27 protein-coding genes and 1 tRNA gene are annotated in these 25,233 nt (G+C 62.2%); 12 read left to right on the forward strand and 16 right to left on the reverse strand.

The window, feature by feature from the left end:
* Window positions 1–107 precede the first annotated feature (107 nt).
* A tRNA-Gly gene (locus PYH37_RS28340) sits at window positions 108–182 on the reverse strand.
* Window positions 183–430: 248 nt separating this feature from the next.
* Between PYH37_RS28340 and PYH37_RS28345 the strand changes: the two genes are divergently transcribed.
* The 4 genes from PYH37_RS28345 to PYH37_RS28360 all read left to right on the forward strand — a co-directional run bounded on the left by PYH37_RS28345 (window position 431) and on the right by PYH37_RS28360 (window position 3,116).
* Window positions 431–940, forward strand: coding sequence for a prolyl-tRNA synthetase associated domain-containing protein (locus PYH37_RS28345; protein WP_280734811.1), 510 nt, complete (start codon window positions 431–433; stop codon window positions 938–940).
* Window positions 941–998: 58 nt separating this feature from the next.
* Entirely contained in the window at window positions 999–1,973 is a 975-nt protein-coding gene (gene trxA, locus PYH37_RS28350; protein ID WP_280734812.1) for a thioredoxin, read from the forward strand.
* 262 nt (window positions 1,974–2,235) lie between these two features.
* Complete coding sequence (locus PYH37_RS28355) at window positions 2,236–2,916, forward strand: LON peptidase substrate-binding domain-containing protein (protein WP_280734813.1); 681 nt, start codon at window positions 2,236–2,238, stop codon at window positions 2,914–2,916.
* 11 nt (window positions 2,917–2,927) lie between these two features.
* Window positions 2,928–3,116: a Trm112 family protein gene (locus PYH37_RS28360; protein WP_280735999.1), complete on the forward strand. Its 189-nt coding sequence runs from the start codon at window positions 2,928–2,930 to the stop codon at window positions 3,114–3,116.
* A 41-nt stretch (window positions 3,117–3,157) separates the two neighbouring features.
* Here the strand turns inward: PYH37_RS28360 and PYH37_RS28365 are convergent, their stop codons facing one another.
* Window positions 3,158–4,372, reverse strand: a complete 1,215-nt coding sequence (locus tag PYH37_RS28365; protein WP_280736000.1) for a ubiquinone biosynthesis hydroxylase — start codon at window positions 4,370–4,372, stop codon at window positions 3,158–3,160.
* 87 nt (window positions 4,373–4,459) lie between these two features.
* On the opposite strand from PYH37_RS28365, the gene tesB reads away from it, so the two are divergent.
* The 6 genes from tesB (at window position 4,460) to PYH37_RS28395 (ending at window position 12,129) form a co-directional block, all read left to right on the forward strand.
* Window positions 4,460–5,347: an acyl-CoA thioesterase II gene (tesB, locus tag PYH37_RS28370; RefSeq protein WP_280734814.1), complete on the forward strand. Its 888-nt coding sequence runs from the start codon at window positions 4,460–4,462 to the stop codon at window positions 5,345–5,347.
* A gap of 237 nt (window positions 5,348–5,584) precedes the next feature.
* On the forward strand, window positions 5,585–5,923 hold the full coding sequence (locus PYH37_RS28375) for a P-II family nitrogen regulator (protein ID WP_280734815.1): 339 nt from the start codon (window positions 5,585–5,587) through the stop codon (window positions 5,921–5,923).
* A 27-nt stretch (window positions 5,924–5,950) separates the two neighbouring features.
* A complete protein-coding gene (locus PYH37_RS28380; RefSeq protein ID WP_280734816.1) occupies window positions 5,951–7,378 on the forward strand; it encodes an ammonium transporter in 1,428 nt (475 codons plus the stop codon).
* A gap of 328 nt (window positions 7,379–7,706) precedes the next feature.
* Window positions 7,707–10,370, forward strand: a complete 2,664-nt coding sequence (locus PYH37_RS28385) for an FtsK/SpoIIIE family DNA translocase (RefSeq protein ID WP_280734817.1) — start codon at window positions 7,707–7,709, stop codon at window positions 10,368–10,370.
* A 139-nt stretch (window positions 10,371–10,509) separates the two neighbouring features.
* Window positions 10,510–11,172 carry an outer membrane lipoprotein carrier protein LolA gene (locus PYH37_RS28390; protein WP_280734819.1) on the forward strand — a complete coding sequence of 221 codons (663 nt, stop codon included), beginning with the start codon at window positions 10,510–10,512 and terminating at the stop codon, window positions 11,170–11,172.
* A gap of 150 nt (window positions 11,173–11,322) precedes the next feature.
* Window positions 11,323–12,129 carry an exodeoxyribonuclease III gene (locus tag PYH37_RS28395; RefSeq protein ID WP_280734820.1) on the forward strand — a complete coding sequence of 269 codons (807 nt, stop codon included), beginning with the start codon at window positions 11,323–11,325 and terminating at the stop codon, window positions 12,127–12,129.
* A gap of 203 nt (window positions 12,130–12,332) precedes the next feature.
* Here the strand turns inward: PYH37_RS28395 and PYH37_RS28400 are convergent, their stop codons facing one another.
* Window positions 12,333–12,788 (reverse strand): cyclic nucleotide-binding domain-containing protein, encoded by a 456-nt coding sequence (locus PYH37_RS28400; RefSeq protein WP_280734821.1) that lies wholly within the window; start codon window positions 12,786–12,788, stop codon window positions 12,333–12,335.
* Window positions 12,789–12,803: 15 nt separating this feature from the next.
* Window positions 12,804–13,487 carry a response regulator transcription factor gene (locus PYH37_RS28405; RefSeq protein ID WP_280734822.1) on the reverse strand — a complete coding sequence of 228 codons (684 nt, stop codon included), beginning with the start codon at window positions 13,485–13,487 and terminating at the stop codon, window positions 12,804–12,806.
* A gap of 144 nt (window positions 13,488–13,631) precedes the next feature.
* On the opposite strand from PYH37_RS28405, the gene PYH37_RS28410 reads away from it, so the two are divergent.
* On the forward strand, window positions 13,632–14,180 hold the full coding sequence (locus PYH37_RS28410; RefSeq protein ID WP_280734823.1) for a L,D-transpeptidase family protein: 549 nt from the start codon (window positions 13,632–13,634) through the stop codon (window positions 14,178–14,180).
* Window positions 14,181–14,199: 19 nt separating this feature from the next.
* Here the strand turns inward: PYH37_RS28410 and PYH37_RS28415 are convergent, their stop codons facing one another.
* The 5 genes from PYH37_RS28415 to rplS all read right to left on the reverse strand — a co-directional run bounded on the left by PYH37_RS28415 (window position 14,200) and on the right by rplS (window position 18,977).
* Window positions 14,200–14,739, reverse strand: coding sequence for a SixA phosphatase family protein (locus tag PYH37_RS28415; RefSeq protein ID WP_280734825.1), 540 nt, complete (start codon window positions 14,737–14,739; stop codon window positions 14,200–14,202).
* Between the two features lie 270 nt (window positions 14,740–15,009).
* Entirely contained in the window at window positions 15,010–16,419 is a 1,410-nt protein-coding gene (leuC, locus tag PYH37_RS28420) for a 3-isopropylmalate dehydratase large subunit (protein WP_280734826.1), read from the reverse strand.
* A gap of 247 nt (window positions 16,420–16,666) precedes the next feature.
* The gene (locus tag PYH37_RS28425) at window positions 16,667–17,488 is read right to left on the reverse strand and encodes an amino acid ABC transporter permease (protein WP_280734827.1); all 822 of its coding nucleotides are present in this window, start codon (window positions 17,486–17,488) and stop codon (window positions 16,667–16,669) included.
* Window positions 17,489–17,497: 9 nt separating this feature from the next.
* Complete coding sequence (locus PYH37_RS28430) at window positions 17,498–18,307, reverse strand: basic amino acid ABC transporter substrate-binding protein (protein ID WP_280734828.1); 810 nt, start codon at window positions 18,305–18,307, stop codon at window positions 17,498–17,500.
* A 127-nt stretch (window positions 18,308–18,434) separates the two neighbouring features.
* Window positions 18,435–18,977, reverse strand: coding sequence for a 50S ribosomal protein L19 (rplS, locus tag PYH37_RS28435; RefSeq protein WP_280734829.1), 543 nt, complete (start codon window positions 18,975–18,977; stop codon window positions 18,435–18,437).
* Between the two features lie 317 nt (window positions 18,978–19,294).
* Here rplS and PYH37_RS28440 point away from each other — a divergent pair, with 317 nt between their 5' ends.
* Complete coding sequence (locus PYH37_RS28440) at window positions 19,295–20,041, forward strand: sulfite exporter TauE/SafE family protein (protein ID WP_280734830.1); 747 nt, start codon at window positions 19,295–19,297, stop codon at window positions 20,039–20,041.
* On the opposite strand, the gene trmD is transcribed toward PYH37_RS28440, so the two are convergent.
* From trmD to PYH37_RS28475, 7 genes are all read right to left on the reverse strand, one after another.
* Window positions 20,023–20,745: a tRNA (guanosine(37)-N1)-methyltransferase TrmD gene (trmD, locus tag PYH37_RS28445; protein ID WP_280734831.1), complete on the reverse strand. Its 723-nt coding sequence runs from the start codon at window positions 20,743–20,745 to the stop codon at window positions 20,023–20,025. The two genes, PYH37_RS28440 and trmD, sit on opposite strands and share 19 nt — an antisense overlap.
* 11 nt (window positions 20,746–20,756) lie before the next feature.
* Window positions 20,757–21,317 (reverse strand): ribosome maturation factor RimM, encoded by a 561-nt coding sequence (gene rimM, locus PYH37_RS28450; RefSeq protein ID WP_280734832.1) that lies wholly within the window; start codon window positions 21,315–21,317, stop codon window positions 20,757–20,759.
* Between the two features lie 115 nt (window positions 21,318–21,432).
* Entirely contained in the window at window positions 21,433–21,807 is a 375-nt protein-coding gene (rpsP, locus tag PYH37_RS28455; protein WP_280734833.1) for a 30S ribosomal protein S16, read from the reverse strand.
* 37 nt (window positions 21,808–21,844) lie between these two features.
* Entirely contained in the window at window positions 21,845–22,180 is a 336-nt protein-coding gene (locus PYH37_RS28460) for a chorismate mutase (protein WP_280734835.1), read from the reverse strand.
* A 13-nt stretch (window positions 22,181–22,193) separates the two neighbouring features.
* Window positions 22,194–23,759, reverse strand: a complete 1,566-nt coding sequence (ffh, locus tag PYH37_RS28465; protein WP_280734836.1) for a signal recognition particle protein — start codon at window positions 23,757–23,759, stop codon at window positions 22,194–22,196.
* A 302-nt stretch (window positions 23,760–24,061) separates the two neighbouring features.
* A complete protein-coding gene (locus tag PYH37_RS28470) occupies window positions 24,062–24,715 on the reverse strand; it encodes a cysteine hydrolase family protein (protein ID WP_280734837.1) in 654 nt (217 codons plus the stop codon).
* Window positions 24,712–25,218, reverse strand: coding sequence for a MarR family winged helix-turn-helix transcriptional regulator (locus tag PYH37_RS28475; protein ID WP_280734838.1), 507 nt, complete (start codon window positions 25,216–25,218; stop codon window positions 24,712–24,714). The genes PYH37_RS28470 and PYH37_RS28475 overlap by 4 nt, the downstream gene beginning before the upstream one ends.
* Window positions 25,219–25,233: the final 15 nt, after the last annotated feature.

Here is a 25,233-nt window from a genome sequence, read left to right on the forward strand (position 1 = left end):
TTTTATCCTTAAATCAGGTCCGATTTAAGGAAACATGCAGAAAGCCCCGACGAGACGTACACGCTCGGGCACTGCGAAGAATGAGAACCAGCCTGTTTAGGAGAAACTGGAGCGGGTGAGGCGATTCGAACGCCCGACCCCAACCTTGGCAAGGTTGTGCTCTACCCCTGAGCTACACCCGCTCATCGACCGCGGCCCGGGGGTAGTCGGTGGACCGTGGATGTCGTCTTGCGGCGACGGGCGCTATATGGCCTAGGCGTTTTTCAAATGCAACAGGGAAATGGCGGGAAGGCGAAGAAATTTTTCAGGCTTCCGGTAAAACCCCGGAAACGCCGCGTTTTCCGCTCTCTGCCGCCGCGTCTAAGATTGCAGAGGCTGCTTCTTCTCCTTAAAGCAGGGCGGAAAACGCGATAGCAGGAAGGATAGGAGCATGAGTGAGGCACAGCCGAAGACTGCGGAAGACCTGTTCCGCTTTCTCGACGAGCTTGATATCGAACATCGTACGAAGCGCCACGCGCCCGTCTTCACCGTCGCCGAATCGGTGGCACTTCGCGACGAAATTCCCGGCGGACATACAAAGAACCTGTTCGTGAAGGATAAAAAGGACAATTATTTCCTTCTCACCGTCGAGGAGCATGCGACGGTGGACTTGAAAACCGTGCATCAGATCATTGGCGCGGCGAGCAGGGTCTCGTTCGGCAAGCCGGAAAAGCTTATGGAATATCTGGGCGTGGTTCCCGGCGCCGTGACCGCCTTTGGCGCGATCAACGATACAGGCGGAAATGTGAAGATGATTCTCGACGAGGCGCTGATGGCTTTCGACACGATCAATTGCCATCCGCTCTCGAACGATCAGACGACCTCGATCGCCTCGAAGGACTTGTTGCGTTTCATGGAAGCGACCGGACACGAGCCGCTTGTCTTGAAAGTGACAGCCTGACATACGATCTTTGGCGCGAATGCATTAAGTCGGACGGCAAGTCCGCGAGGAGAGAAGAATGAGCGGTAGCGACAATCCCTATGCAGGATCCTTCGGCAATCAGATGACGGCTTCGGCCTCGTTCGGCGAGCCGGCGCCGAAGGCCGCGACCGCAGGCGACCTGATCAAGGAGACGACCACCGCCACCTTCGCCCGCGACGTGCTCGAAGCGTCGCGGCAGCAGCCGGTTCTCGTCGATTTCTGGGCCCCCTGGTGCGGCCCCTGCAAGCAGCTCACTCCGATCATCGAAAAGGTGGTAACGGAGGCTGCCGGCCGGGTGAAGCTGGTCAAGATGAACATCGATGATCATCCCTCAATCGCCGGCCAGCTCGGCATCCAGTCGATTCCGGCCGTCATCGCCTTCGTCGGCGGACGCCCGGTCGACGGCTTCATGGGCGCCATACCCGAAAGCCAGATCAAGCAGTTCATCGATCGCATTGCCGGTCCTGCTGTCGATGAGGGCAAGGCCGAGATCGAAACCGTGCTTGCCGACGCAAAGGCGCTGCTCGATGCTGGCGATGCGCAGAATGCCGCCGGCCTCTACGGCGCCGTTCTGCAGGCTGAGCCTGAAAATGCCGCTGCGATTGCCGGCATGCTCGAAAGCATGGTCGCGGTCGGGCAGCTTGCCGAGGCGCGCGAGGCGCTTTCGGAGCTGCCGGAGGAATTGGCCAAGGATGCGGCCGTGAGCGCCGTCTCCAAAAAGCTCGACCAGATCGAGGAAGCCCGCAAGCTCGGCGATCCGACAGCCATCGAGCACCAACTCGCACTCAATCCGGATGACCACGCGGCGCGGATGAAGCTTGCCAAGATCCGCAACGTCGAGGGCGATAGGACTGCCGCTGCCGAGCATCTGCTGACGATCATGAAGCGCGACCGGAGCTTTGACGACGACGGCGCCCGGCGCGAGCTCCTCGGCTTCTTCGAGGTATGGGGCCCGAAGGACCCGGCGACGATTGCCGCCCGACGCAAGCTTTCGTCTATTCTCTTCTCTTGAAGACCGTTGCCGCTGCGCCGAAAGCCGGCGCTTTTGGCCGTATCCGCAGCCGGATCACCCCTTTCGCCCTTGAGATTTTCAAGGGGCGCACCATTTCATGGTCGGGCGCTCTGCGCAAAAGCATGCGCGGCAGCCCGCCAGCGCATAAACCGAAAATCGGAAGCGATCAGCGGTAAGCTATGCGCAGATTCTGAAGTGTTGCGGCGTCCTTTGCGCGTCAAGTTTGGCGCGGGCGCGCGCTGTGAGTGCAAGGTCTGCCAGAATGCATGTCGGAAATGCGCGCTATCTCGGTCCGCAGGATTTGCCGGAAATTCTCCCGGTGTTGCCCCTGACGGGCGCACTCCTGCTTCCGGGCGCACAGCTTCCGCTCAATATCTTCGAACCGCGCTACATCGCCATGTTCGATGACGCGCTCGCCGGTAACCGCCTGATCGGCATCGTCCAGCCATCCTTCTCCGAGGGGCGCAGCGACATCGACCCGTCGCCGGTGCCGGCGCTGTGCCAGGTCGGCTGTATCGGCCGTATCACCTCTTTCGCGGAAACGGGTGACGGCCGCTATATCACCTCGCTCACCGGCGTCTGCCGCTTCCGGCTCTTCGCAGAGGTTGCCGGTACCCGTGGTTACCGCCGCTTCCGCATTGGTCCCTTCGCGACCGATCTCGAAAATCCGGATGATGAAAGCCTTGTCGACCGGGAGGCGCTTCTGGCCGCCTTCCGGGCCTATCTGGACGCCAACAAGCTGGAAGCGGACTGGGAAAGCGTGGAACGCGCAAGCAATCGCACGCTGGTCAATTCGATGGCGATGATGTCGCCCTTCGGCCCGGCGGAAAAACAGGCGCTGCTGGAAGCCCCTGATCTGAAGACGCGCGCCGAAACGCTGATCGCGATCACCGAGATCGTGCTCGCCCGCAATTTCGGCGATCTCGACAATATTTTGCAATGAGCGGCAAAGCCATGGACGTCAATGCCAGCAAGGTCGATCCGAAACTTCTCGAACTGCTTGTCTGCCCTTTGACGAAGGGCCGGCTCAGCTATGACGCGGAGGCCAATGAACTCATCTCCGAAAAGGCCCGCCTTGCCTACCCGATCCGCGACGGCGTGCCCATCATGCTGGTCTCGGAAGCACGCAAGATCGAAGACTGAGCGCTCGCGCTTTCGGCCTTAACAGGCGGTCCGCCCTTTACCTAGATCGGCTGGCCGGAAAGCAGGCGCGGGTCCCCTTCGCCGGCAATGCCGGCTGCCTGGCGGATGAAAAAACTCTTCAGCGACGGAAGGCGATCGACAAGGCCGAGGCCGATATCCCGGGCGATCCTCACGGGAGTGATATCGTTGGAGAACAGCCGGTTGAGGACGTCCGTCGTCACCCCCATGCGAAAGGTGTCGAAACGCCGCCAGGTCTGATAGCGCTCGAGAACCGCGAGCGAGCCGATGTCGAGACCGAGACGATCCGCTTCGACGATAGTCTCGGCGAGCGCCGCCACATCCTTGAAGCCGAGATTGAGGCCTTGGCCGGAAATCGGGTGGATGCCATGTGCAGCATCGCCCGCAAGTGCGAAGCGGGGCGCGACAAAGTCGCGGGCAAGCGTAAGCCCGAGCGGAAATGCCCGGCGGCCGCCGACGACCTTGAGATGGCCGAGCTTGTGGCCAAAGCGACGCTCCAGCTCCTCGTCGAAAAGAAAGTCGTCGCCCTTGACGAGGCGCTCGGCGTCGTGGGTGCCTTCGGTCCAGACGAGCGAGGAGCGGTTGTTCTTGAGCGGCAAGGTCGCGAAGGGTCCAGCGGGCAGGAAATGCTCCTCGGCGGTCCCTCCATGCGGCCGCTCGTGCTCGACCGTCGTCACGATGCCCGATTGGCCATAATCGAACTCGACGACCTTGATCCCGGCTGCCTCGCGCAGCTTGGAGCGAACGCCGTCGCAGGCGACCAGCAGGCGCGCCTCCAACCCTTCGCCGCCGGCGAGCGTGATAGCGACCGCGTGGTCGCCGCTCTTGAAGCTCTCGACCATTTTCGCTTGCCGGACGGGTATGCTGAAGTCCTTGCAGGCGTCGCGCAGGGCACCGACCAAGGCCGTGTTCGGCACCATATAGGCGAAGGGGCGTCCATCGCCGCCGTCGCCCTCGAAGGTGAGGAACACCGGGCGGACCGGATCGGCCGCTTTCGAATCGGTGATCACCATGCGCAGGATCGGCTCGGCCTCGGCCGCAATCGCCTCCCAAATCCCGAGCACGTCGAGCATCCGCTCGGCGGCCGCAGTGACGGCGGAAGCCCGTTCGTCCTTTTCCCAGGCGCCTTCCGGCGCGCCGTCGACGACCATTACCTGAAGATGCGGCGCCGCTTTTTTCAGGGATACCGCGAGCGACAGACCGACGTAGCCGCCTCCGGCAATCAATACATCGATCATCCGCCTGTCTCCCGTCACACTTGAGCATCCTTCGATGCCTATATAGATCAATGCCATCGCCGTTCCTACCATCGGAGACCGCCGAAAATGTCGCGCCCCGCAGAAACACCCAGGCCACCCATGGACACGCTTCTTGCCACGCTCGATCTTGAAAAGCTGGAGGAAAACCTGTTCCGGGGTCGCAGTCCGCAGGTCGGCTGGCAGCGCGTCTTCGGAGGCCAGGTGATAGGCCAGGCGCTGGTAGCGGCGCAGCGCACCGTCGACGAAGGGCGCTACGTCCATTCGCTGCACGCCTATTTCATGCGGCCGGGCGATCCTTCCGTCCCGATCATCTATGAGGTCGACCGCATCCGCGACGGATCGAGTTTCGCGACGCGGCGCGTCGTCGCGATCCAGCATGGTAAGGCGATTTTCGCGATGTCGGCCTCCTTCCAATATGACGAGGACGGTTTCGAGCACCAGTTCTTCATGCCAGACGTGCCGATGCCGGAAACTTTGCCGGGCGAGCAGGAACTGAAGGAAAAATTCCTCATCCATGCGCCCGAAGCGATTCGCCGCTACTGGGAGCGGCCGCGACCGATCGAAATCCGGCCGGTGTCGCTGCAACACTATTTCTCGCGCGACACGCTGCAGCCCACCCAGGACGTCTGGGTCAAGGCCGTCGGCGCCGTGCCGGACGAGCGGCATCTGCAAGCGGCCGTGCTTGCCTATATCTCCGACATGACGCTCCTCGACACGTCGCTCTATGCGCACGGAACCTCGGTCTTCGACCGCAACCTGCAGGTCGCCAGCCTCGATCACGCCATGTGGTTCCACCGGCCCTGCAAGATGGACGACTGGCTGCTTTACACGCAGGATAGTCCAAGTGCCCATGGCGCTCGCGGCATGACCCGCGGCAGCCTGTTCGATCGCTCAGGCGTGCTGATTGCATCCGTGGCGCAGGAAGGGCTGATCCGTAAAAAGGCAACTGAATAAAAAACAGTCAAAATTTTATTTTTGCCCATTTTTTAATCGAAAGGATTGGCGATTTTTTAGCATTCCGCGGCAGGACCTTAGCGGAATGGGCTTTTTCCATGTCTTTTCCGTGACTTAACCCACCTCATCGAATCTGGCACGCCCCTTGAATGTAGCTTTCCGGTTGCCTGACGCTTCACGCGCTCAGCAGCAAGGAGAGACGGCCTCCTGCCGGAGGCAGACAAGGATGGAAAACCGATGAAAATTGTGATGGCCATTATCAAGCCGTTCAAGCTCGATGAGGTTCGCGAAGCCCTCACTGCCGTTGGCATTCAGGGTTTGACCGTGACCGAAGTGAAGGGCTACGGCCGCCAGAAGGGACACACCGAAATCTACCGCGGCACCGAATACGCCGTGAGCTTTCTGCCGAAGCTGAAAATCGAGATCGCAGTTCCGTCGGAGATCGTCGACAAGGCCGTCGAAGCCATCGCCTCGGCCGCGAAGACCGGCCAGATCGGCGACGGCAAGATCTTCGTCTATTCGATTGACCACGCCGTGCGCATCCGCACCGGCGAAACCGATACAGAAGCGTTGTAAGCCACGCCGTTCAGGGAGCATTTCTCGATGTCATCATTTAAACTTTCCATCTCTCTCGGGCGTGTGGGCGCATTTGCTGCCGCCCTGCTCGCGCCGGTCGTCGCCTTGGCCCAGGAGACGGCGCCTGCTGCAGCCCAGGCCGTTGCCGCAACGCCGGTTGCGGATAAGGGCGACACCACCTGGATGCTGTTGTCGACCATCCTCGTGCTGTTGATGACCGTCCCCGGACTTGCGCTCTTCTATGGCGGCCTCGTGCGCGCCAAGAACATGCTGTCGGTGCTGATGCAGGTTCTGATGATCACCGCCGTGGTGATGATCATCTGGGTCACCTACGGCTATTCGCTGGCCTTCACGGACGGCGGTTCGCTCAACTCCTTCGTCGGCGGCTTCTCCAAGATGTTCCTTGCCGGTGTCGATACGACGACACTTGCGGAAAGCTTCTCCAAGGGCGTCTTCATTCCCGAATACGTCTTCGTCGTCTTCCAGATGACCTTCGCCTGTATTACGCCAGCGCTTATCGTCGGCGCCTTCGCCGAGCGCATCAAGTTCTCGGCCGTCATGCTGTTCGTCATCCTCTGGGTCACCTTCGTCTATTTCCCGATCGCCCACATGGTCTGGTTCTGGGGCGGCCCGAGCGCCTATACGGCCCCGACCGGCCTGATCTTCTCCTTCGGCGCGATCGACTTCGCCGGCGGCACCGTCGTCCACATCAATGCCGGCATCGCTGGTCTCGTCGGCGCGATCCTGCTCGGCAAGCGCGTGGGCTACAAGAAGGAGATCATGGCGCCGCATTCGATGACGCTCACCATGGTCGGCGCCTCGCTGCTGTGGGTCGGCTGGTTCGGCTTCAATGCCGGCTCCAACCTCGAAGCCAATGCCTACGCTGCACTCGCCATGATCAACACCTTCCTGGCAACCGCAGCGGCGATCATCTCCTGGGCCGTGGTTGAAACGCTGGTTCGCGGCAAGGCTTCCATGCTCGGCGCCGCATCCGGTGCCGTTGCCGGTCTCGTTGCCGTCACGCCGGCTGCCGGCTTCGCCGGCCCGATGGGCGCGATCGTCCTCGGCCTCGTCGTCTCGCCGGTCTGCTACTTCTTCGTCGATGTGGTGAAGAACAAGTTCAACTACGACGACAGCCTTGACGTGTTCGGCATTCACGGCGTCGGCGGCATCCTCGGCGCCATCGCAACCGGCATCCTCGTCAACCCGGCTCTGGGCGGCGCAGGCATCGTCGATTACTCCACGGCCGACTTTGCCGCCGGCTATGCGGGTACGGCGACGCAGGTCTGGGCCCAGCTCAAGGGCGTTCTCGTCACCGTCCTCTGGTCCGCAATCGGTTCCGCCATCCTCTTCAAGGTGGTCGATGCGGTCGTCGGCCTGCGCGTCACGGTCGAAGCGGAACGCGAAGGCCTCGACCTGTCCTCGCACGGCGAAGCTGCCTATCACACCAGCTAAGCGCATCGCGGCGCCGAACGGCGCCGCCAACAGTCCCGTCGCGGTCCGTATCTTGCGGATCGCCCTTAGCCCGGATCCTCGCGATCCGGGCATTTTTTTGCCCGACGACATTCCCCTTCCGCTATTTTGCGAACACACGCGCATGGTTAATGTCGCATTAACCGTACTCCGCTTAGGTTGATTCCATGGCACGCAATGTGCCCGGAGCATCTCGCTTCCGCGCCGAACAAGGCGGACAGGATGTTCCGGAATCCAAGAGCTGGAATGTTCCTCACGGTTTATCACGAACGGTGGCGCTCCAGGAGATCGAGACGGGCAACAGGCAAACATGAGCAGAAGCAATCCCGCAACGCTTGACAGCCGTTCCAACGGGTTCGTGCTAAGCACCTTCGTTTGGCGCCAGATCGCCTCGCTGGCGGGCTTTGGCCTGTTCGCCGCGCTGGCGCTTGCCGTCGCCGCGCTGTCGACATGGAACGTTTCCGATCCGAGCTTCTCCTATGCGACCTCGGACGAACCGACCAACGTGCTCGGCTACGCCGGGGCCACCTTTGCCGATGTCTTCATGCAGTTCTTTGGCCTGGCAAGTGTGGTGGCGCTGCTGCCGGCCGTCGCCTGGGCCCTCGTTCTGATTGGCGGCAAACCCTTCGACAAGATTTTCAAGCGGCTGGGCCTCTGGTTCGTCGGCTCGGTGCTGGCAAGCGCAGCGCTGAGCTGTGTACCGGCGCCCATTACCTGGCCGCTGCCGAATGGCCTCGGCGGTGTTTTTGGCGATATGATCCTGCGGTTTCCGGCGCTTTTCACCGGCGCCTTCCCGACCGGGACTTTCGCGACCACTCTCGCCTGCCTTTTTGCCGCGCCGGCCGCCTGGTGCCTGATCTACAGCGCCGGCCTCATAGGGGTGAGCGAGGAGGAAGAGGAAGAGCCGGCACCGCAAGCCGCCCCCAGCAAGGCACGCACGATCCGCGACGAACTCGATGAAGAGGACGAGGGAGGACCTTTCACGCTGCTGATGGGGTCGCTCGCTCATATGCGCTTCACGGCACAGGCCCGGCTGCGCCGCGCCTTCGGCATGAGCGGCACGCGCACCACCAGGCGCGAGTACGATGAACCTTACGACTTCAACAATGACGAATTCGGCACGTTGAACGAGCCTGCCCGGCCGAAACCGCTCGCGGCCGCCGATCGCATCGAGCCATCGCTCGGTCGGCCGGATCGCCGCGTCGTGACGCCGCCGCCGATCATGGCCGACGAAGACGACGATCTGCCCTTCGATATGGACGAGCCGCGCCCTGCCGGCATCCTGCCGGAGGATGACGAAGACGACGTTGCCGCCGACTGGGCGCCGAGGGCCGCGCCGCCGAAGCCGACGATCGCGAACCCGGGATCGCGCGTTCTCTCGCCAGCGCCGCGGCCGAAGGGCGGCCAGCGTATCGAACGCGAGGCGCAACGCTCCTTTGTCGACGAGGACGGCGATTTCACGCTCCCACCGATGCATTTCCTTGCGGAGCCGAAGAACGTCACCCGCGATGCCTCCCTCTCGGCCGACGCGCTCGAGCAGAACGCCCGCATGCTCGAAGGCGTGCTCGAGGACTTCGGCGTCAAGGGGGAGATCATCCATGTCCGCCCTGGCCCGGTCGTCACGCTCTACGAACTGGAGCCGGCGCCCGGCATCAAGTCCTCCCGCGTCATCGGCCTCGCCGACGACATCGCCCGCTCGATGAGCGCGATCGCGGCCCGCGTCGCTGTCGTGCCGGGCCGCAACGCCATCGGCATCGAGCTGCCGAACCAGCGGCGCGAGACGGTCTATCTGCGCGAACTGATCGGCTCGCGTGACTTCGAGACGACGAAGGCCAAGCTGGCCATGGCGCTCGGCAAGACGATCGGCGGCGAACCGGTCGTCGCCGATCTCGCCAAGATGCCGCATCTGCTCGTCGCCGGCACCACCGGCTCGGGCAAGTCGGTGGCGATCAACACGATGATCCTGTCGCTGCTTTACCGCCTGCGGCCAGACCAATGCCGCCTCATCATGATCGATCCGAAGATGCTCGAGCTCTCCGTCTATGACGGCATTCCGCACCTGCTCTCGCCGGTTGTCACCGATCCGAAGAAGGCGGTGGTCGCGCTGAAATGGACCGTGCGCGAAATGGAAGAGCGCTACAAGAAGATGTCGAAGATCGGCGTCCGCAACATCGACGGCTTCAATACCCGCGTCGAACAGGCGCTTGCCAAGGGCGAGGCGATCACCCGCACCGTCCAGACCGGCTTCGACCGCCAGACGGGCGAGGCGGTCTACGAGACGGAGGAATTCGACCTTTCGCCGATGCCCTATATCGTCGTGATCATCGACGAGATGGCCGATCTGATGATGGTCGCCGGCAAAGATATCGAGGGCGCGGTGCAGCGGCTGGCGCAGATGGCCCGCGCCGCCGGCATCCACGTCATCATGGCAACGCAGCGCCCATCGGTCGACGTTATCACCGGCACGATCAAGGCGAACTTCCCGACGCGTATTTCCTTCCAGGTCACCTCGAAGATCGACAGCCGCACCATCCTCGGCGAACAGGGGGCAGAGCAACTGCTCGGCATGGGCGATATGCTCTACATGGCCGGCGGCGGACGCATCCAGCGTGTCCACGGTCCCTTCGTCTCCGATACGGAAGTCGAGGAAGTCGTCGCCTACCTCAAGACCCAGGGCGTGCCCCAATATCTCGACGCGATCACCGAGGATGACGACGAGGAGAACGAGGGCGGCGGACCGGCCGGCACTTCGAATCTTGCCGATTCCGACGATCCTTACGACCAGGCGGTGGCGATCGTGTTGCGCGACGGCAAGGCCTCGACTTCCTACGTGCAGCGCCGCCTGGGGATCGGCTATAATCGTGCCGCCTCGCTGATCGAGCGCATGGAACAGGAAGGCATCATCGGACCCGCGAATCACGCCGGCAAGCGCGAGATCCTGGTGCCGACCGAAGAGGACATCACGGGCCGGTAAGGCCGGCCCCCTGCCGCACCCGCCGCGAGGGTGGCGGCCTGATAACGGTCATTTGAGAACCAGGCGATTACGGCATCGGACAACGCCTTGAAGACGCCCCACTTGCTCTCCAAATGATCATGAAATGAAGGAGACTGCGATGACAGAGACAAGAACCGGCGACGGCAGCAATCGGGCAATCTCGCGGCGCGTCTTCGTTTGCGGCCTGGCGGCTCTCGCGGGCATGGCCGGCACGACGATAGACGTGAAGCAGGCGTCGGCGCAGGCGTCCGGCACCGCCCAGAAGATCGCCGATCATTTTTCGTCGGTGAAGACGATGGCGGGCGAGTTTGTGCAGTTCGGCCCGCGCGGCGAACAGACGGGCGGCAAGTTCTACATCCGTCGGCCCGGACGAATCCGCTTCAACTATGAAGCCCCCTCGCCGATGCGGGTGATCGCCGACGGCAGGTCCGTCGTCATCGGCAACATGAAGCTGAAGACGTGGGATATCTACCCGCTGTCGAAGACGCCGCTCAACCTGCTGCTCAGCGAGAGGATCGACCTTAGCAGCAGGATGGTGCGTGACGTTCGGGAGGAATCCGACCTCATCACCATCGTTCTCGGGGATCGGTCGATCTTCGGCGATTCGACGATCACGATGATGTTCGACCGGAAGACCTATGACCTCCGGCAGTGGACAATTACCGATGCGCAGAAGAAGGACACCTCGGTGATGATCTTCAACGTTCGAACCGGGATGGAACTGGACGACAAGGTCTTCCGCATCCCTTATGACGAAGTGCGGAATAGAAAAGGCGGCTGACGGACAAAGCCAAGACCGTCCGACATAGGCCGCCTCCGGGCGGCCTTTTCATGTCTTGCCGACCGGCGCTGGACCTGCTTAAAACGCCACGCGTTGCCGGGCGCATCATCACGCTCCCACCACCGGATAACATCTCCAGGAGAATGACGAATGGCTCTGTCCATAGCCACGTGGAATATCAACTCCATCCGTCTGCGCATGCCGCTGGTGGAGCATTTCCTCGAGCAATGGCAGCCGGATGTCCTCTGCCTACAGGAAACCAAGTGCCCGAACGACCAGTTCCCGTCGTCGTCGCTCAAGGCGCTCGGCTATAAATATATCGAGATGCACGGTCAGAAGGGTTATCACGGCGTGGCAACCGTCTCGCGCCTGCCGCTGCATGAGCTTTCCGATCGCCGCGACTATTGCGGCGTCGGCGACGCGCGCCATCTTTCCGTGGTCTTTGAGGTCGGCGACAAGAGAATTCGGCTGCACAACTTCTATGTGCCGGCCGGCGGCGACGAGCCGGATCGCACGATCAACCCCAAATTTGGACACAAGCTCGACTTCGTCGATGAAATGAAGCTCCTGCATGCCGAAGCGGAGGCTGGCGTCTCGTCGATCCTGGTCGGCGACCTCAACATCGCGCCGTTCGAGGACGACGTCTGGTCGCACAAGCAGCTTCTGAAGATCGTCAGCCATACGCCGATCGAGACGGAGGGCCTGATCTCGGTGATGACCGGCGGCGCCTGGGTCGACCTGATGCGCCAGCACGCGCCGCCGCCCGAAAAACTCTACACTTGGTGGAGCTATCGGGCGAAGGACTGGACGGCCGTCGACCGCGGCCGCAGGCTCGACCACATCTGGTCCTCCGCCGATCTCGCACCAAAGCTCATTCGTGTCGACATCCTGCGCGAGGCGCGCGGCTGGGAACGCCCCTCCGACCATGTCCCGGTGATCGCGCATTTCGAGCTCTGAACTGCTGCTGCGCGTCGCGCTGAGGCGGTGGAGCGGGCGCGCACAGGGCGCTTCCCAGCGTGGGGCTACTCCTCCCCAACCTCTCCCCGCACGCGGGGGGAGAGGGGTTTTTTGACCTCGGAGGTGCCGCTTCCACCTTCTCCCGTCAAACGAGGAGAAGGTACCGGCAGGCGGATGAGAGGCAAAATTGATGCGCGCTCACTTTATGCAAAACGCCCGGCGAGCGCCTCGACGCGGCGGATCATCGCCTGCAGGTTCTCGCGGATGCGGGCTTCCACCATTGCGGTAACCTCCGGATACTCTTCCAGCATCCGGCGGAAAAGCGGCCGGTTGATGCGGATCACTTCGCTGTCTTCGTCGGCGGTCGCGGTGAACTTGCGCTCGACCATGGAAATCAACGCCAGCTCGGACAGGAGTGCACCGCGGCCGACGGTGGTGACGGGCTGTGGCCGGCCGTCGGCCTCCGCCTTCGAAAGCGAAAAGCTGCCGGCTGCAACGGCGTAGGCGCAATCGGCCGGCGCCCCTTCGCGGAAAAGCTCATGCCCCTTCGGCACCCGGCGGCGCTCCGCGCCGAAAGCGATCAGCCGCAGCTTGTCCTCGCCGATATCGGCGAAGAGCGACACGTTGGACAAAAGCGCGATGTCGTCGTTGAGCCCCAAGCGGCGAATCTCCCGTTACGGAACGATCTTGTAGCCGCCGTTCTCTGTCACCAAAATCTCCGCATTGGAAGGGTCACGCTCGATTTTCTGGCGCAGCCGGTAGACATGCGTTTCGAGCGTATGCGTCGTAACCCCGGAATTGTAGCCCCATACCTCCTCGAGCAGGACGTCGCGGGTGACCACCTTCTGATCGGCGCGATAGAGATAACGAATGATCGCCGCCTCCTTCTCGGTCAGGCGTATCTTCTGGCCGTTCTCCATGGTCAGGAGCTTCTGGCTCGGCTTGAAGGTATAGGGGCCGACACTGAAGGTTGCATCCTCGCTCTGCTCGTGCTGGCGAAGCTGCGCGCGGATGCGGGCAAGCAGCACTGCAAAACGGAAGGGCTTCGTCACATAGTCGTTGGCGCCGGCTTCGAGCCCGAGAATCGTATCCGAATCGGTGTCGTGACCGGTGAGCATGATGATCGGCGCCTTGAACCCGCCTTTGCGCAGGAGCTTTACCGCCTCGCGCCCGTCCATGTCCGGCAGACCGACGTCCATGATCAAGAGGTCGACCTGATGGGCGCGCGCCGCCTGGATGCCTTTTCCGGCGGTCGCCTCCTGCAGCAGATCGAACTCCTCGTAAAGAGAAAGCTGCTCTATCAATGTCTCACGCAGGTCATTGTCGTCATCGACAAGGAGGATCGTGCGAGTCGCCATGGGACAATTCCTGTTTGTTTCCTGATTCAAACTAGCTCAAATGCCGCCCTTGGCAAAGCGCGGCCGCCGTTCAACGTTGTTATATATGCAACCGTGCTTATGGTTGTCTCAAGATCACGGGCAACGCAAAAATCTGTGAGAATCATGCGCAAGAAAACGTCGGGAGTAAGATCGAAAAAATCCATGATCATCGTAAGAGCAGCTCCGAGAGACCGCAAGCGCGCGCTTATCAGCTTCGGAGGCAGAACCGAACAGGCGGCGATCGGGCGAAGTGGCATCACGGCGGTAAAGCGCGAAGGCGACGGCGCGACGCCACGCGCGGCAATGAAGCTGATCGGCGGCTACGTGCGCCGCGACCGCGTCTCCTTGCCGCCGACCCGCCTGCCTATGCGGACAATACGCCAAGACATGCTCTGGTGCGATGCGCCACGGCACGCTTCATACAATCGCCCGGTCAAGGCTCCCTTCCCCGCCAGCCATGAGTCGATGATGCGGGAGGACGGACTTTACGACGTCTGTCTTGTGATGGACTGGAATATCTCGTCCAGGCGGCGACACGCCGGTTCTGCGATCTTCTTCCACCTCATTCGCCCGGGCTACGAGCCGACGCAGGGTTGCATCGCCGTCAGCCTGCCGGCGATGAAACGGCTCATCCGGTATATGCGCCGGGGAATGCCGGTCAGGGTCATCTGACAGGCGGCTCATGGTCAGTTCACCCGTCAAGCATGCGCGGTGTGACGAACCGAACGAGACGGCCGTCGCCGGGCGAAACGTCCGACCATTGCTCGCTGTCGAAATCCAGCACGGCGAGCCCTGCCGTCGGAAATTTTTCCCGCAGGCGCTCTATAGCCGGCGGATCGCCGCTACCGGCGAGGAGCAGCGCAAGATCCGCCAAGCCCGGATTATGTCCCACGAGAAGAAGATTGCGCACCGACGGTTCCACCGTGCGAATGACCTCAAGAATGGCCGCGGCGGCAACCTCGTAAATTCCGACGGCGTCGCGCGCGGCAATGCTGCGCGGCAGCGCCTCCGCGACGAGATCCCAGGTTTCCTGGGCGCGCCGCGCCGTCGAGATCAACGCGAGATCCGGGACCAACCCTTGCTTAGCCATGTAGGCCCCCATGATCGGCGCTGCCTTTCGTCCGCGCCCGGCAAGCGGGCGGCGATGATCGGCAACGCCCTCCGGCCAAGCCGATTTGGCATGGCGGAGCAGCATCAGGCGGCGTGTTCGTGGCGGGTCGTTTCCGGGCATGGAAGTTCTTCGTAGGGGAGGAAACCAATCAATAGACCATCATTGTCGCACCCTTGCTGGCGCTTGTCTCGTCAGAGAAGCACTTGCAGCGATTGCAGCGCCGTGCGTTTTTTCAGACGCACAAGGTCGCTGTAACACTTTGATTGCTGCATGGTTTTATCCTTAAATCGGTTCCAATTTAAGGAACCATGCAGTAGTCGGACATGCTGTAGGCAATAAAAAAAACCGCCCCGAAGGGCGGCCCTAAACGCCGGAAAAGCTCGAACCGGCTTATTTCCACTCGCGGATATCGACGAAGTGGCCGGCGATTGCTGCCGCGGCCGCCATCGCCGGCGAAACGAGATGCGTGCGTCCTTTGAAGCCTTGGCGACCTTCGAAGTTGCGGTTGGACGTGGACGCACAGCGCTCGCCCGGCTTCAACCGGTCGTCGTTCATCGCCAAGCACATGGAGCAGCCGGGTTCGCGCCAGTCGAAGCCGGCTTCCTTGAAGATCTTGTCGAGACCTTCCGCTTCGGCCTGCTCCTTGACGAGGCCCGAGCCCGGCACAATCATCGCCGAGACGGTCGGGGCAACTTTGCGGCCCTCGACAACCTTGGCGACGGCGCGCAGATCCTCGATGCGGCCGTTGGTGCAGGAACCGATGAAGACCCGGTCGATGGCGATATCGGTGATCTTGGTAGCCGGCTTGAGGCCCATATAGTCGAGCGCACGCCACTTCGAAGTGCGTTTCGTCTCGTCCTGGATGTCATCCGGATTCGGAACGGCCCCCTGAACCGAAACGACGTCTTCCGGCGAAGAACCCCAGGAGACGATCGGCGGCAGGTTGGCGGCGTCGAGCACCACGACGCGGTCGTAATGGGCGCCTTCGTCCGTGTGCAGCGTCTTCCAATACTCGAGCGCCATGTCCCAGGCCTTGCCCTTCGGCGCGCGCGGCTTGTCCTTGATATAGGCGAAGGTCGTTTCGTCCGGTGCGATCAGGCCGGCGCGCGCGCCGCCTTCGATCGTCATGTTGCAGACGGTCATGCGGCCTTCCATCGATAGCGAGCGGATCGCCTCGCCGGCAAACTCGATGACGTGGCCGGTGCCGCCGGCGGTGCCGATTTCGCCGATAATGGCGAGAATGATGTCCTTCGCGGTAACGCCCGGCGGCAATTGGCCGTCGACACGCACCAGCATGTTCTTCGCCTTCTTTTGGATCAGCGTCTGCGTCGCCAGAACATGCTCCACTTCAGACGTGCCGATGCCATGCGCCAGCGCCCCGAAAGCACCGTGCGTCGAGGTATGGCTGTCGCCGCAGACGATCGTCATGCCGGGCAGGGTGAAGCCCTGCTCAGGGCCGACGATGTGGACGATGCCCTGGCGCTTGTCATTCTCGGAATAATACTCGACGCCGAAATCGGCAGCGTTCCTGGCAAGCGCCTCGACCTGGATGCGGCTCTCCTCGTTCTTGATGCCGAGGTGACGGTCCGGCGAGGTGGGCACGTTGTGGTCGACGACCGCCAGCGTCTTTTCCGGCGCGCGGACCTTGCGGCCGGTCATGCGCAGGCCTTCGAAGGCCTGCGGGCTCGTCACCTCGTGCACGAGGTGACGGTCGATGTAGAGAAGACAGGTACCGTCATCTTGGCTGCTGACCAGATGGTCGTCCCAGATCTTGTCATAGAGGGTACGCGGTGCGCTCATGGCGAAATATCCATCGAATTTTCAGAGTATGGGAAAAGCCGGCGGCAATGCGGCCGGAACACTGATCGGTCAAACGATCAGGATAGGCGGCTGGTGAGCGCGCCGGAGACGCGCGCGAAAAAGCGTGCCGGCAGACGCTTGTGGTCCTGCAGCACGACGATTTTCTGCTCACGACATCCGAATTTGGATTCCATGGCCGTGCTCATATCAATTTTTCGACCGTTCGGCAATCGGCGAGATGACGCCCTCACCGCGCCTCCGACCGTCTCAGCCGCCGCTCGAGCCCTCGTAAGCCAAGCGAAAGGCCGATCGTCAGGATGAGATAGATGTAGGCGACGATGGAATAGGTTTCGAAGAAGCGAAAGGAACCGGAGGCATAGATCTTGCCCATCTGGGTAATGTCGGCGACGCCGAGCACGGAGACGAGGGAGGAATCCTTGACCATAGCCACGAAGTCGTTGCCGAGCGGCGGCAGGATGACGCGGATCGCCTGCGGAAAGACGACGAGGCGAAAGCGCTGATAGCGCGAGAGCCCGAGCGCCTTGGCCGCCTCCACTTGCCCTTTGTCGACCGACTGGATGCCGGCGCGAAAGACTTCGGCGATGAAAGCGGAATAGCCGATCATCAGCGCCAGGATCGCCCGCCACATCAGCGACACGTCGCGAACCACGAGCGGCTCCATCCAGCCCGCCGTAATGAAGGGTGCTGCCAGGAAATTCGCCGCCACCACCAGCGCCGGCGCGCCGACGAAGGCGATGTAGAAGAGCAGCACGAGGATCGGCACGCCGCGGATGACTTCGGTGTAGAAGCGCGCGATCTGGCGCAGCGCGACGTGCTCGGAAAGCGCCATCAGCGCGATGCCGAGGCCGAGCACCGTCGCCAGCGCGAAGCCCGTCAGCGTCACGAACACCGTGACACTGATACCCTTGAGAACGACGGTGAAGACCTGGGTGAAAATGTCGTTGGTGACGATCACCGCGGCAAGCACCACGGCGATGGCGAGAAGGGCGACCAGCCACCAGGGATAGTCGCCCTTCTCGGAAGTGTCGGATGATTTAACCGGCGCCATTGTTCGCCATCAGCCGCCCATCTTGTAGTCGAGGAACCACTTCTTATTAAGCGCGTCGAACGTGCCGTCCTCCTTCAGCGCCTTGATGGCGGCGTTGATCGGAGCAACAAGGTCGGAGCCCTTCGGGAAGATGAAGCCGAAATCCTCGGTGCCGAGCGGCTCGCCGACGACCTTGAGGGCGCCTTCGGACGAATCGACATAGCCCTTGGCGGCAACGCTGTCGGTCAAGACAAGATCGACGTCGCCGGCCTTCAGCGCCTGCACCGTCGCTCCGAAGGTCTCGAACAGCTTGATGCGCGGGTTCTGCTCGTTGCCGTCGAGGATCTCATAGACCGCGGTGTAGAAAGGCGAGGTGCCGGGCTGGGCGCCGATAAGCGCATCCTCGACCGCCGCAAAGCTCTTGGCGTCTTTGAAGCGGGTTTCGTCGCCGCGCACCAGCATGAACTGCTGCGACCGCATGTAGGGATCGGAGAAATCGACCTTCTCCTTGCGGTCGTCCTTGATGGTAATCCCGGTCATGCCGATTTGGTATTGACCGTCGGAAACCGCTTGAATCATCGCGTCCCAGCTCGTGTTCTGGTATTCGAGCTTGAAGTTCAGCCGCTTGGCGATCTCGTTCATCGCATCATATTCCCAGCCGATCGCTTGGCCGGTCTTGGGATCGACGAACTGCAGCGGCGGATAGGCATTCTCCGTCACGACGACAACCGTCCGGCCGCCGAGATCCGGCAGGTCGCTCGCGGCTGCGGGCACGGAGAATGCGAATGGAACGGCAAGGGCTGCGGCGATGCCCGCAAGCACATGGCGACGGATTGTCATTGGAGGAACTCCCGAAAATTGTGGCAGCAGAAAATGTCACAAATTTCGCCGGAAAGACAAGCAGATAGTGCTAAAAAAGAAAGGCGGCCAAAAGGCCGCCTTCCTGCAGGTTCAAAGAACTGAAATCTTATTCTGCTGCGGCTTCCGCTGCCTTTGCTTCGGCAGCTTCGGCTGCCGCCTTTGCTTCGGCGGCTTCCGCTGCTGCCTTCTCGGCAGCAAGCGCCTGGGCGGCTGCGACCTTTTCAGCCTCGATGCGTGCCTTTTCCTCGGCAATGGCCTGACGCTCGGCTTCGTTCAGCTTGCGAGCGCGCGTGCCGGTGTTCTCGACGATGCGAGCCGACTTGCCGCGACGATCGCGCAGGTAGTAGAGCTTGGCGCGGCGGACCTTACCGCGGCGAACGACTTCGACGCTCTCGACGAGCGGCGAATAAACCGGGAATACGCGCTCGACGCCTTCGCCGTAGGAAATCTTGCGAACGGTGAAGCTCTCGTTGATGCCGCCGCCGGAGCGGGCAATGCAGACGCCTTCATAGGCCTGAACGCGGGTACGGTTGCCTTCGACGACGCGCACGTTCACGCGGACGGTGTCGCCGGCGGAGAAATCGGGAAGAGTGCGCTTGGCGGCGATCTTGGCGGCCTGTTCGGCTTCCAGCTGCTGGATGATGTTCATCGGTTTAACCTTTGCTTTCTTCTGAAACAGCCAGAGCGCTCTCGATCGGCCTGTCGGACTTTCCTTCAGGCCTTGCCGTCTTTACGCAGGAGCGGATTCGCCATTCTTTGTTGATGGTCGACGGGCAAGAACCCGAACCGGGCCGGCACATACACCAAACGACCCGGCTTGTCATCCCCGAAAGCCGATTTTCCAAGTGTTCGGCCGGTATTTTATCAGACTTGTCGAAAATGCAGGCATGAGAAAACGACGACACGGCGGGCTTGCGGTCGTTTCCACCAACCGCTATCCCGAGACCACACGGTTCGGGGATAGCCATGACGATAATGCAAGCCTTGCTGCTTTTTGTTTCGGGGTTCCTGTCCGGTGTCGTCAATGCCATCGCCGGCGGTGGTACCTTTCTGACCTTCGGCGCCATGACGCTTGGCGGCCTGCCGCCGATCGTCGCCAACGCCACGTCGTCGATCATCCAGTTGCCCGGCTACATCACCTCGGCGCTCGCCTATGCCAAGGAAATCCGCGCCGACCGGCGGAACGCGATCGTCCTCGGGCTCATTTCGGCCGTTGGCGGGCTCGCCGGCGCATTGCTCTTGCTTTCGCTCTCCAACCCGTCCTTCCGCGCGATGGTGCCCTGGCTGCTTGTTGCCGCGACGGCGATCTTCGCGGCGGGTCCGCTTCTGAAGCCGAAAGCACGCAGCGATGAACACCGCATCGGCCCGCTCGGCGTCGCGAGCCAGATGGCGACCTCCGTCTATGGCGGCTTCTTCGGCGCCGGTATGGGCATCATGATGCTCGCGGTGCTCGGGCTTGCGACCGGCGGCGGCTATCACAGGTTGAACGCGCTGAAGAACTTCATCTCGATCGTCATCGCCACGATCGCCATCTTCGTCTTTGCGGCGGGTGGCGTCGTCTCCTGGCTGCACGCGGCGATCATGGTGCCGGGTGCCGCACTCGGCGGCTATGCGGGCGTCTGGGCGGCCCGGCGCGTGTCCCAAACCGTCATCCGCGCGCTCGTCGTCGCCGTCGGCCTGCTGCTCGCCGCCTATTATTTTTTCACGGGCTGAGGCGAAGGCTCCCCGTCTTTCCGACTGTGCTCCAGAAGATCGGGACGGCGCTCGGCCGTCAAACGGCGGGCCTCCGCCTCGCGCCATTTGGCGATGGCGCCGTGGTTTCCGGAGGTCAACACTGCCGGGATTTCATGACCCTCGAAAACCTGCGGCCGCGTATAATGCGGGTGTTCCAGGAGACCGCCCTCGAAGCTCTCGTGGATGCCGGACAATTCATTGCCCATGACGCCTGGCAATATGCGCACGACGGCATCCAGCAGAACGAGCGCTGCCGGTTCACCGCCGGAAAGAATGTAATCGCCGATCGAGATTTCTTCGAGATTGCGCGTATCGATCACCCGCTGGTCGACGCCTTCGAAACGGCCGCAGACAATGACGACGCCGGGACCGGACGCAAGCTCGCGCACGCGGTCTTGCGTCAGCGGCCGGCCACGCGGGCTCATCAGCAGACGCGGCCGATGATCATCCGCCGAGACATGATCGATGGCGCGGGCGAGAACGCCGGGCTTCAGCACCATGCCGGCGCCACCACCCGCCGGCGTATCGTCCACGGTCCGGTGCTTGTCCTCGGCGAAATCGCGAATCTGCACGGCCTCGATCGACCATTGGCCGCGCTCCAGCGCCTTGCCCGCGAGCGAGACGCCGAGATGCCCCGGAAACATTTCCGGATAGAGCGTCAGGACCGTCGCGCGAAAAGACATCGCAGGACCGCTCACTTGCGTTTCGGGAATGGGCTGCCCGCGCCTTCGTTCTTGTCATCAATGAGACCGGCAGCAACCGGATCGACCAGCAGCCTGCCGGCTTCGAGATCGATTTCGAGCACGGACCACTCGGTAAACGGGATCAGCACCGGCCGCTTGCCGGGGCCTTTCAGTTCCAAAAGGTCGCCGGCGCCAAAATCGAACACGCCGGTCACCGAGCCATAGCTTTTGCCCGTGCCGTCGACTGCTTCCAGTCCTTCGAGATCGGCGTAGAAAAACTCGTCTTCATCGAGATCGTCGTCGGGAAGGTTGTCGCGCTCGACGAAAAGTTCGAGCCCGTTGAGCCCCTCCGCCGCGGTTCGATCATTGATGCCGCGAAAACGTACGACGACCATGTTCTTGGCTTCACGGATCTCGAGCACTTCGAAAACGCGGCCGTCGGCGCTATGCAGATTGCCGTAGTCGCCAAGCGCCGTCGGATCCTCAGTATAGGATTTCACCCGCACCTCTCCGCGCAGCCCTTGCGCCGCGCCGATGGTCGCCATCAGGATAGGGTTTTGAAGCTTCATCATCTTCCGGCATCCAGGTAGGGTCTGCAGTGCACAAAGCGTGTTTTCATACGCGTGCCAATAATGCAAAACGGGCAGCATGGAAATGCCGCCCGTTTGCCACACCGTTTGACGGATGTTATTCCGCGGCAGTTTCCTGAGCGGCTGCGGCTGCCTCTTCGGCCTTCTGCTTGGCCTCGGCGGCGCGTTCCTGCGCCTTCTTGCCCGGCAGCGCCTTGTTCGGGTTGCTGCGGGCCGGGCGCTGGGCAAGACCAGCCTGGTCGAGGAAGCGCAGGACGCGGTCGGTCGGCTGTGCGCCCTGGGCAATCCAATGCTGAACGCGCTCGGCGTCAAGCTCGACGCGCTTTTCGTCGTCCTTGCCGAGCATCGGGTTCCAGGAGCCGAGCTTTTCGAGGAAGCGGCCGTCACGCGGGCTGCGCGCATCGGCAACGACGATCTGGTAATAGGGACGCTTCTTGGAACCGCCACGGGCGAGACGAATTTTCAGTGCCATTTCAATTACTCCTTGCAGGCTTTCTTGACCGCTTCGTTCAAGCGGAATGGGTTGCACCGGCGCTGCCCGCGGGCTGCGAGCGATCGGCGGCGATGGCTTCATGATGCCGGATGACTTCCTTGATGATGAAGTTCAGGAACTTCTCGGCGAAATCCGGGTCCAGATTGGCATCCTTCGCCAGGTGGCGAAGGCGTTCGATCTGGTATTCCTCGCGCGCCGGGTCGGCCGGCGGCAGCTTGTGCTTGGCCTTGAGAACGCCGACCGCCTTGGTGCAGCGGAAGCGTTCGGCCAGCATGTGAACGAGCGCGGCATCGATGTTGTCGATCGACTGCCGGTAGCCCGCCAATTCCTCTGTGATCTCGGGATCAATCATTCTCTCGCGGCCCTCATTTCTTCTTCGGCAAGCCGGGAAGACCCGGGAACCCGCTGCCGAGACCCGGAAGCTTGGCAGTGCCAAGACCGGGGAGTCCGCCGCCACCGAGGGCGGGCAGGCTGCCGGGCTTGCCGAGGCCGGCGGCTTCGGCCTGCTTCTGCAACGCCTCGAGCTGCTTCGGATCGAGCTTCGACAGGTCCGGCATGCCGCCGTTCAAGCCGCCAAGGCCCATTTTGTTGGCAAGCCCGCCCATCATCTGCTTCATCATGCCGCCTTTGCCCTTGCCGCCCATCATCTTCATCATGTCCGCCATCTGGCGGTGCATCTTCAGAAGCTTGTTGATGTCGGCTGCATCGGTGCCGGAGCCGGCAGCGATGCGCTTCTTGCGCGAATGCTTGAGCAAATCCGGATTGGCGCGCTCGGCTTTTGTCATCGACGAGATGATGGCGAGCTGGCGTTTGAAGAGGCTATCGTCGAGTCCGGCGGCGGCCATCTTGTCCTTCATGCCCGACATGCCGGGCATCAGCCCCATGATGCCGCCCATGCCGCCCATCTTCTGCATCTGGCCGAGTTGATCGGCGAGATCGTTCAGGTCGAACTTGCCTTTGGCCATTTTGGCGGCCATGGCGGCCGCCTTCTCGGCGTCGATGTTCTCGGCAGCCTTTTCGACCAGCGAGACGATGTCGCCCATGCCGAGGATGCGGTCGGCGACGCGGCGCGGATGGAACTCCTCGAGTTCGTCCATCTTTTCGCCGACGCCGATCAGCTTGATCGGTTTGCCGGTGACTGCGCGCATCGAAAGCGCCGCACCGCCGCGGCCGTCGCCATCCATGCGGGTCAGGACGAGACCGGTGATGCCGACGCGCTCATCGAAGTTGCGGGCGAGATTGACCGCATCCTGACCAGTCAGCGCATCGGCGACGAGCAGGATCTCGTGCGGGTTGGACTTCCGCTTGATCTCCGCCATCTCGATCATCAGCGGTTCGTCGATATGGGTACGGCCGGCAGTATCGAGAATGACGACGTCATGTCCGCCGAGCTTCGCCGCCTGTACGGCGCGCGCGGCGATATCGGTCGGCGACTGACCGGCGATGATCGGCAGCGTATCGACGCCGGTCTGCACGCCGAGCTGGCGCAATTGCTCCTGCGCGGCCGGACGGCGGGTGTCGAGCGAGGCCATCAGGACCTTCTTCTTGTCCCTGGCCGTCAGCCGCTTGGCGATCTTGCCGGTCGTCGTCGTCTTGCCCGAGCCCTGGAGACCGACCATCATGATGACGACGGGAGCCGGCGCATTGAGGTCGATCGTCACGCCCTCGGAGCCGAGCATGGCGATAAGCTCGTCATGAACGATCTTGACGACCATCTGGCCGGGCTTGATCGATTTCAGGATTTCGGCGCCGACCGCCTTCTCGCGAACCTTTTCCGTGAAGGAGCGCACGACGTCGAGCGCGACGTCGGCTTCGAGCAGCGCACGGCGGACCTCCCGAAGCGCCGCGGAAACGTCAGCTTCCGACAGGGCGCCGCGGCCGGTCAGTCCATTCAATATGGAACCAAGACGGTCCTGGAGGCTCTCGAACATTCTTTCTTCCTTCTTGTTTCCGGTTGCACCAAAAGGATCAGCCGGAAACGTGGGTTCCCTCGCGCGGAAAACAAGGCGCAAAGCCAAAAACCACCCGAGGGCGCCACGCGCTGTCGGGTGTTGACCTCCGGGCTCTCTTTATACCTTTGCGGGGCCCAGTCGGCGGCTTCGAAGTCTTCACTTGCGAAGGAATTGGCCGGGATTAACAGCAAAGCGAACGAAAAGTCAAGGATCGACCCACGTTCGATCGCCTCTGTACGAGCGGAAACCCGCCGCACAGGTCCCTCGCCCCGCCGGTAGCGTCAGATAAGGACGGCGCCGCGCCCTTCGAGCGCCGCGACATGTTTGCGCCAGTCCGCTTCGTCGTGGCTCAGGACCGCGTCTTCAACGATCTCCACCCGATAGCCGCGGTTGAGCGCGCCGTTGGCGGTGGCCTGCACGCAATGGCAGCCGTCGAGCCCCGTCAGCAGCAGCGTGCCGATCCCCTTCGCCGCGAGATAGCCCTCCAGCCCCGGCGACGAGAAGCTGTCGCTCAACGGCTTCTCCACTTCGATGTCCGGCGAAACCGGCAGCTCGGGCGAAAGGCCGAGACCTTTCGAGCCGGGAATGCCGCGCCCCTCCCCGAAGAGCCGGATCATCAGCCTGATCAGCGGTGATCGATAGACATGGCGAATGGCGATGACCGGGATCTCGGCCTCTTTCGCCTTGGCCGCCATGATACCGATCGCCGCGAGACGCGCCTTCAGATAGGCCTCATCCCATCCGTATTTTCCGTCGACGGACGTGAAATCTTTCTGCATGTCGATGATGAGAAGGGCGAGATTCGGTCGCATGGAGAAATCGATGCGCTCACCGGTGGTCGGTGCTGATGTCTTCTGCAACTCGCGCCGCAGCGCGAAGACAAAGAGCGCTGCCACGACGATGATCGCCCCGGCCACTGAGAGAAACGCCGTCACGGACCCTCCTCCCGGATCTCGCCCGCCTGTCGGGCAAGCGCCTCGAACGCGGCGTCGATCCGCGTCATCACGCGCAGGGCCACGACCACCTCGGTCTGGTTGATATCCCCGAGCACCGCGTGCAGCATTTCGATCTCGCGCCGATGGACGGCGCTGAACAAGTCCCGCCCGGCATGGGTCGGAGCGCAGAAATAGGCCCTGCGGTGCTCGGGATTGGGCTGCTTCTCGACGAGGCCTTTCGCCAGAAGTCCTGCCGCTATGCGCTGCACGAATTGCCGCTTCATCGAGAGCCGCCGGGCCGCCTCCGGTACCGTCAGCGGCTCCTCGCAGAGCGCCTCCAGCACAGCACGCTCCGTGACCGTAATCCCCGCTCCCTCGAGCATTTTCTCGAGCGTCCGTTGGACGTTGAGATGAGCCGGGCGCAAAAGCTTGATGGCTTTGTAGAGGCGTTCCTGTTTATCGAAGCGGACGAGCATGGCGCATACTAGCAACCGAGTTGTCATCTTCAAGAATTTCTT

The organism is Sinorhizobium numidicum (assembly GCF_029892045.1).
Classification (GTDB): Bacteria; Pseudomonadota; Alphaproteobacteria; order Rhizobiales; family Rhizobiaceae; genus Sinorhizobium; species Sinorhizobium numidicum.

Excerpts from the sequence above, each read along its gene's own strand:
- PYH37_RS28365 (WP_280736000.1), bottom strand. The coding sequence starts at position 4,372 with ATGATCGATGTATTGATTGCCGGAGGCGGCTACGTCGGTCTGTCGCTC.
- PYH37_RS28475 (WP_280734838.1), bottom strand. The coding sequence starts at position 25,218 with ATGACAACTCGGTTGCTAGTATGCGCCATGCTCGTCCGCTTCGATAAA.
- PYH37_RS28380 (WP_280734816.1), top strand. The coding sequence starts at position 5,951 with ATGTCATCATTTAAACTTTCCATCTCTCTCGGGCGTGTGGGCGCATTT.
- PYH37_RS28375 (WP_280734815.1), top strand. The coding sequence starts at position 5,585 with ATGAAAATTGTGATGGCCATTATCAAGCCGTTCAAGCTCGATGAGGTT.
- trmD (WP_280734831.1), bottom strand. The coding sequence starts at position 20,745 with ATGTCTTTTCGCGCGACGGTCCTGACGCTCTATCCGGAAATGTTTCCG.
- PYH37_RS28425 (WP_280734827.1), bottom strand. The coding sequence starts at position 17,488 with ATGGCGCCGGTTAAATCATCCGACACTTCCGAGAAGGGCGACTATCCC.
- PYH37_RS28345 (WP_280734811.1), top strand. The coding sequence starts at position 431 with ATGAGTGAGGCACAGCCGAAGACTGCGGAAGACCTGTTCCGCTTTCTC.
- PYH37_RS28405 (WP_280734822.1), bottom strand. The coding sequence starts at position 13,487 with ATGGCGACTCGCACGATCCTCCTTGTCGATGACGACAATGACCTGCGT.
- PYH37_RS28460 (WP_280734835.1), bottom strand. The coding sequence starts at position 22,180 with ATGATTGATCCCGAGATCACAGAGGAATTGGCGGGCTACCGGCAGTCG.
- tesB (WP_280734814.1), top strand. The coding sequence starts at position 4,460 with ATGTCGCGCCCCGCAGAAACACCCAGGCCACCCATGGACACGCTTCTT.
- ffh (WP_280734836.1), bottom strand. The coding sequence starts at position 23,759 with ATGTTCGAGAGCCTCCAGGACCGTCTTGGTTCCATATTGAATGGACTG.
- PYH37_RS28415 (WP_280734825.1), bottom strand. The coding sequence starts at position 14,739 with ATGCCCGGAAACGACCCGCCACGAACACGCCGCCTGATGCTGCTCCGC.
- PYH37_RS28430 (WP_280734828.1), bottom strand. The coding sequence starts at position 18,307 with ATGACAATCCGTCGCCATGTGCTTGCGGGCATCGCCGCAGCCCTTGCC.
- PYH37_RS28395 (WP_280734820.1), top strand. The coding sequence starts at position 11,323 with ATGGCTCTGTCCATAGCCACGTGGAATATCAACTCCATCCGTCTGCGC.
- PYH37_RS28440 (WP_280734830.1), top strand. The coding sequence starts at position 19,295 with ATGACGATAATGCAAGCCTTGCTGCTTTTTGTTTCGGGGTTCCTGTCC.
- rpsP (WP_280734833.1), bottom strand. The coding sequence starts at position 21,807 with ATGGCACTGAAAATTCGTCTCGCCCGTGGCGGTTCCAAGAAGCGTCCC.
- rplS (WP_280734829.1), bottom strand. The coding sequence starts at position 18,977 with ATGAACATCATCCAGCAGCTGGAAGCCGAACAGGCCGCCAAGATCGCC.
- rimM (WP_280734832.1), bottom strand. The coding sequence starts at position 21,317 with ATGATGAAGCTTCAAAACCCTATCCTGATGGCGACCATCGGCGCGGCG.
- PYH37_RS28390 (WP_280734819.1), top strand. The coding sequence starts at position 10,510 with ATGACAGAGACAAGAACCGGCGACGGCAGCAATCGGGCAATCTCGCGG.
- leuC (WP_280734826.1), bottom strand. The coding sequence starts at position 16,419 with ATGAGCGCACCGCGTACCCTCTATGACAAGATCTGGGACGACCATCTG.
- PYH37_RS28410 (WP_280734823.1), top strand. The coding sequence starts at position 13,632 with ATGCGCAAGAAAACGTCGGGAGTAAGATCGAAAAAATCCATGATCATC.
- PYH37_RS28355 (WP_280734813.1), top strand. The coding sequence starts at position 2,236 with ATGCATGTCGGAAATGCGCGCTATCTCGGTCCGCAGGATTTGCCGGAA.
- trxA (WP_280734812.1), top strand. The coding sequence starts at position 999 with ATGAGCGGTAGCGACAATCCCTATGCAGGATCCTTCGGCAATCAGATG.
- PYH37_RS28360 (WP_280735999.1), top strand. The coding sequence starts at position 2,928 with ATGGACGTCAATGCCAGCAAGGTCGATCCGAAACTTCTCGAACTGCTT.
- PYH37_RS28385 (WP_280734817.1), top strand. The coding sequence starts at position 7,707 with ATGAGCAGAAGCAATCCCGCAACGCTTGACAGCCGTTCCAACGGGTTC.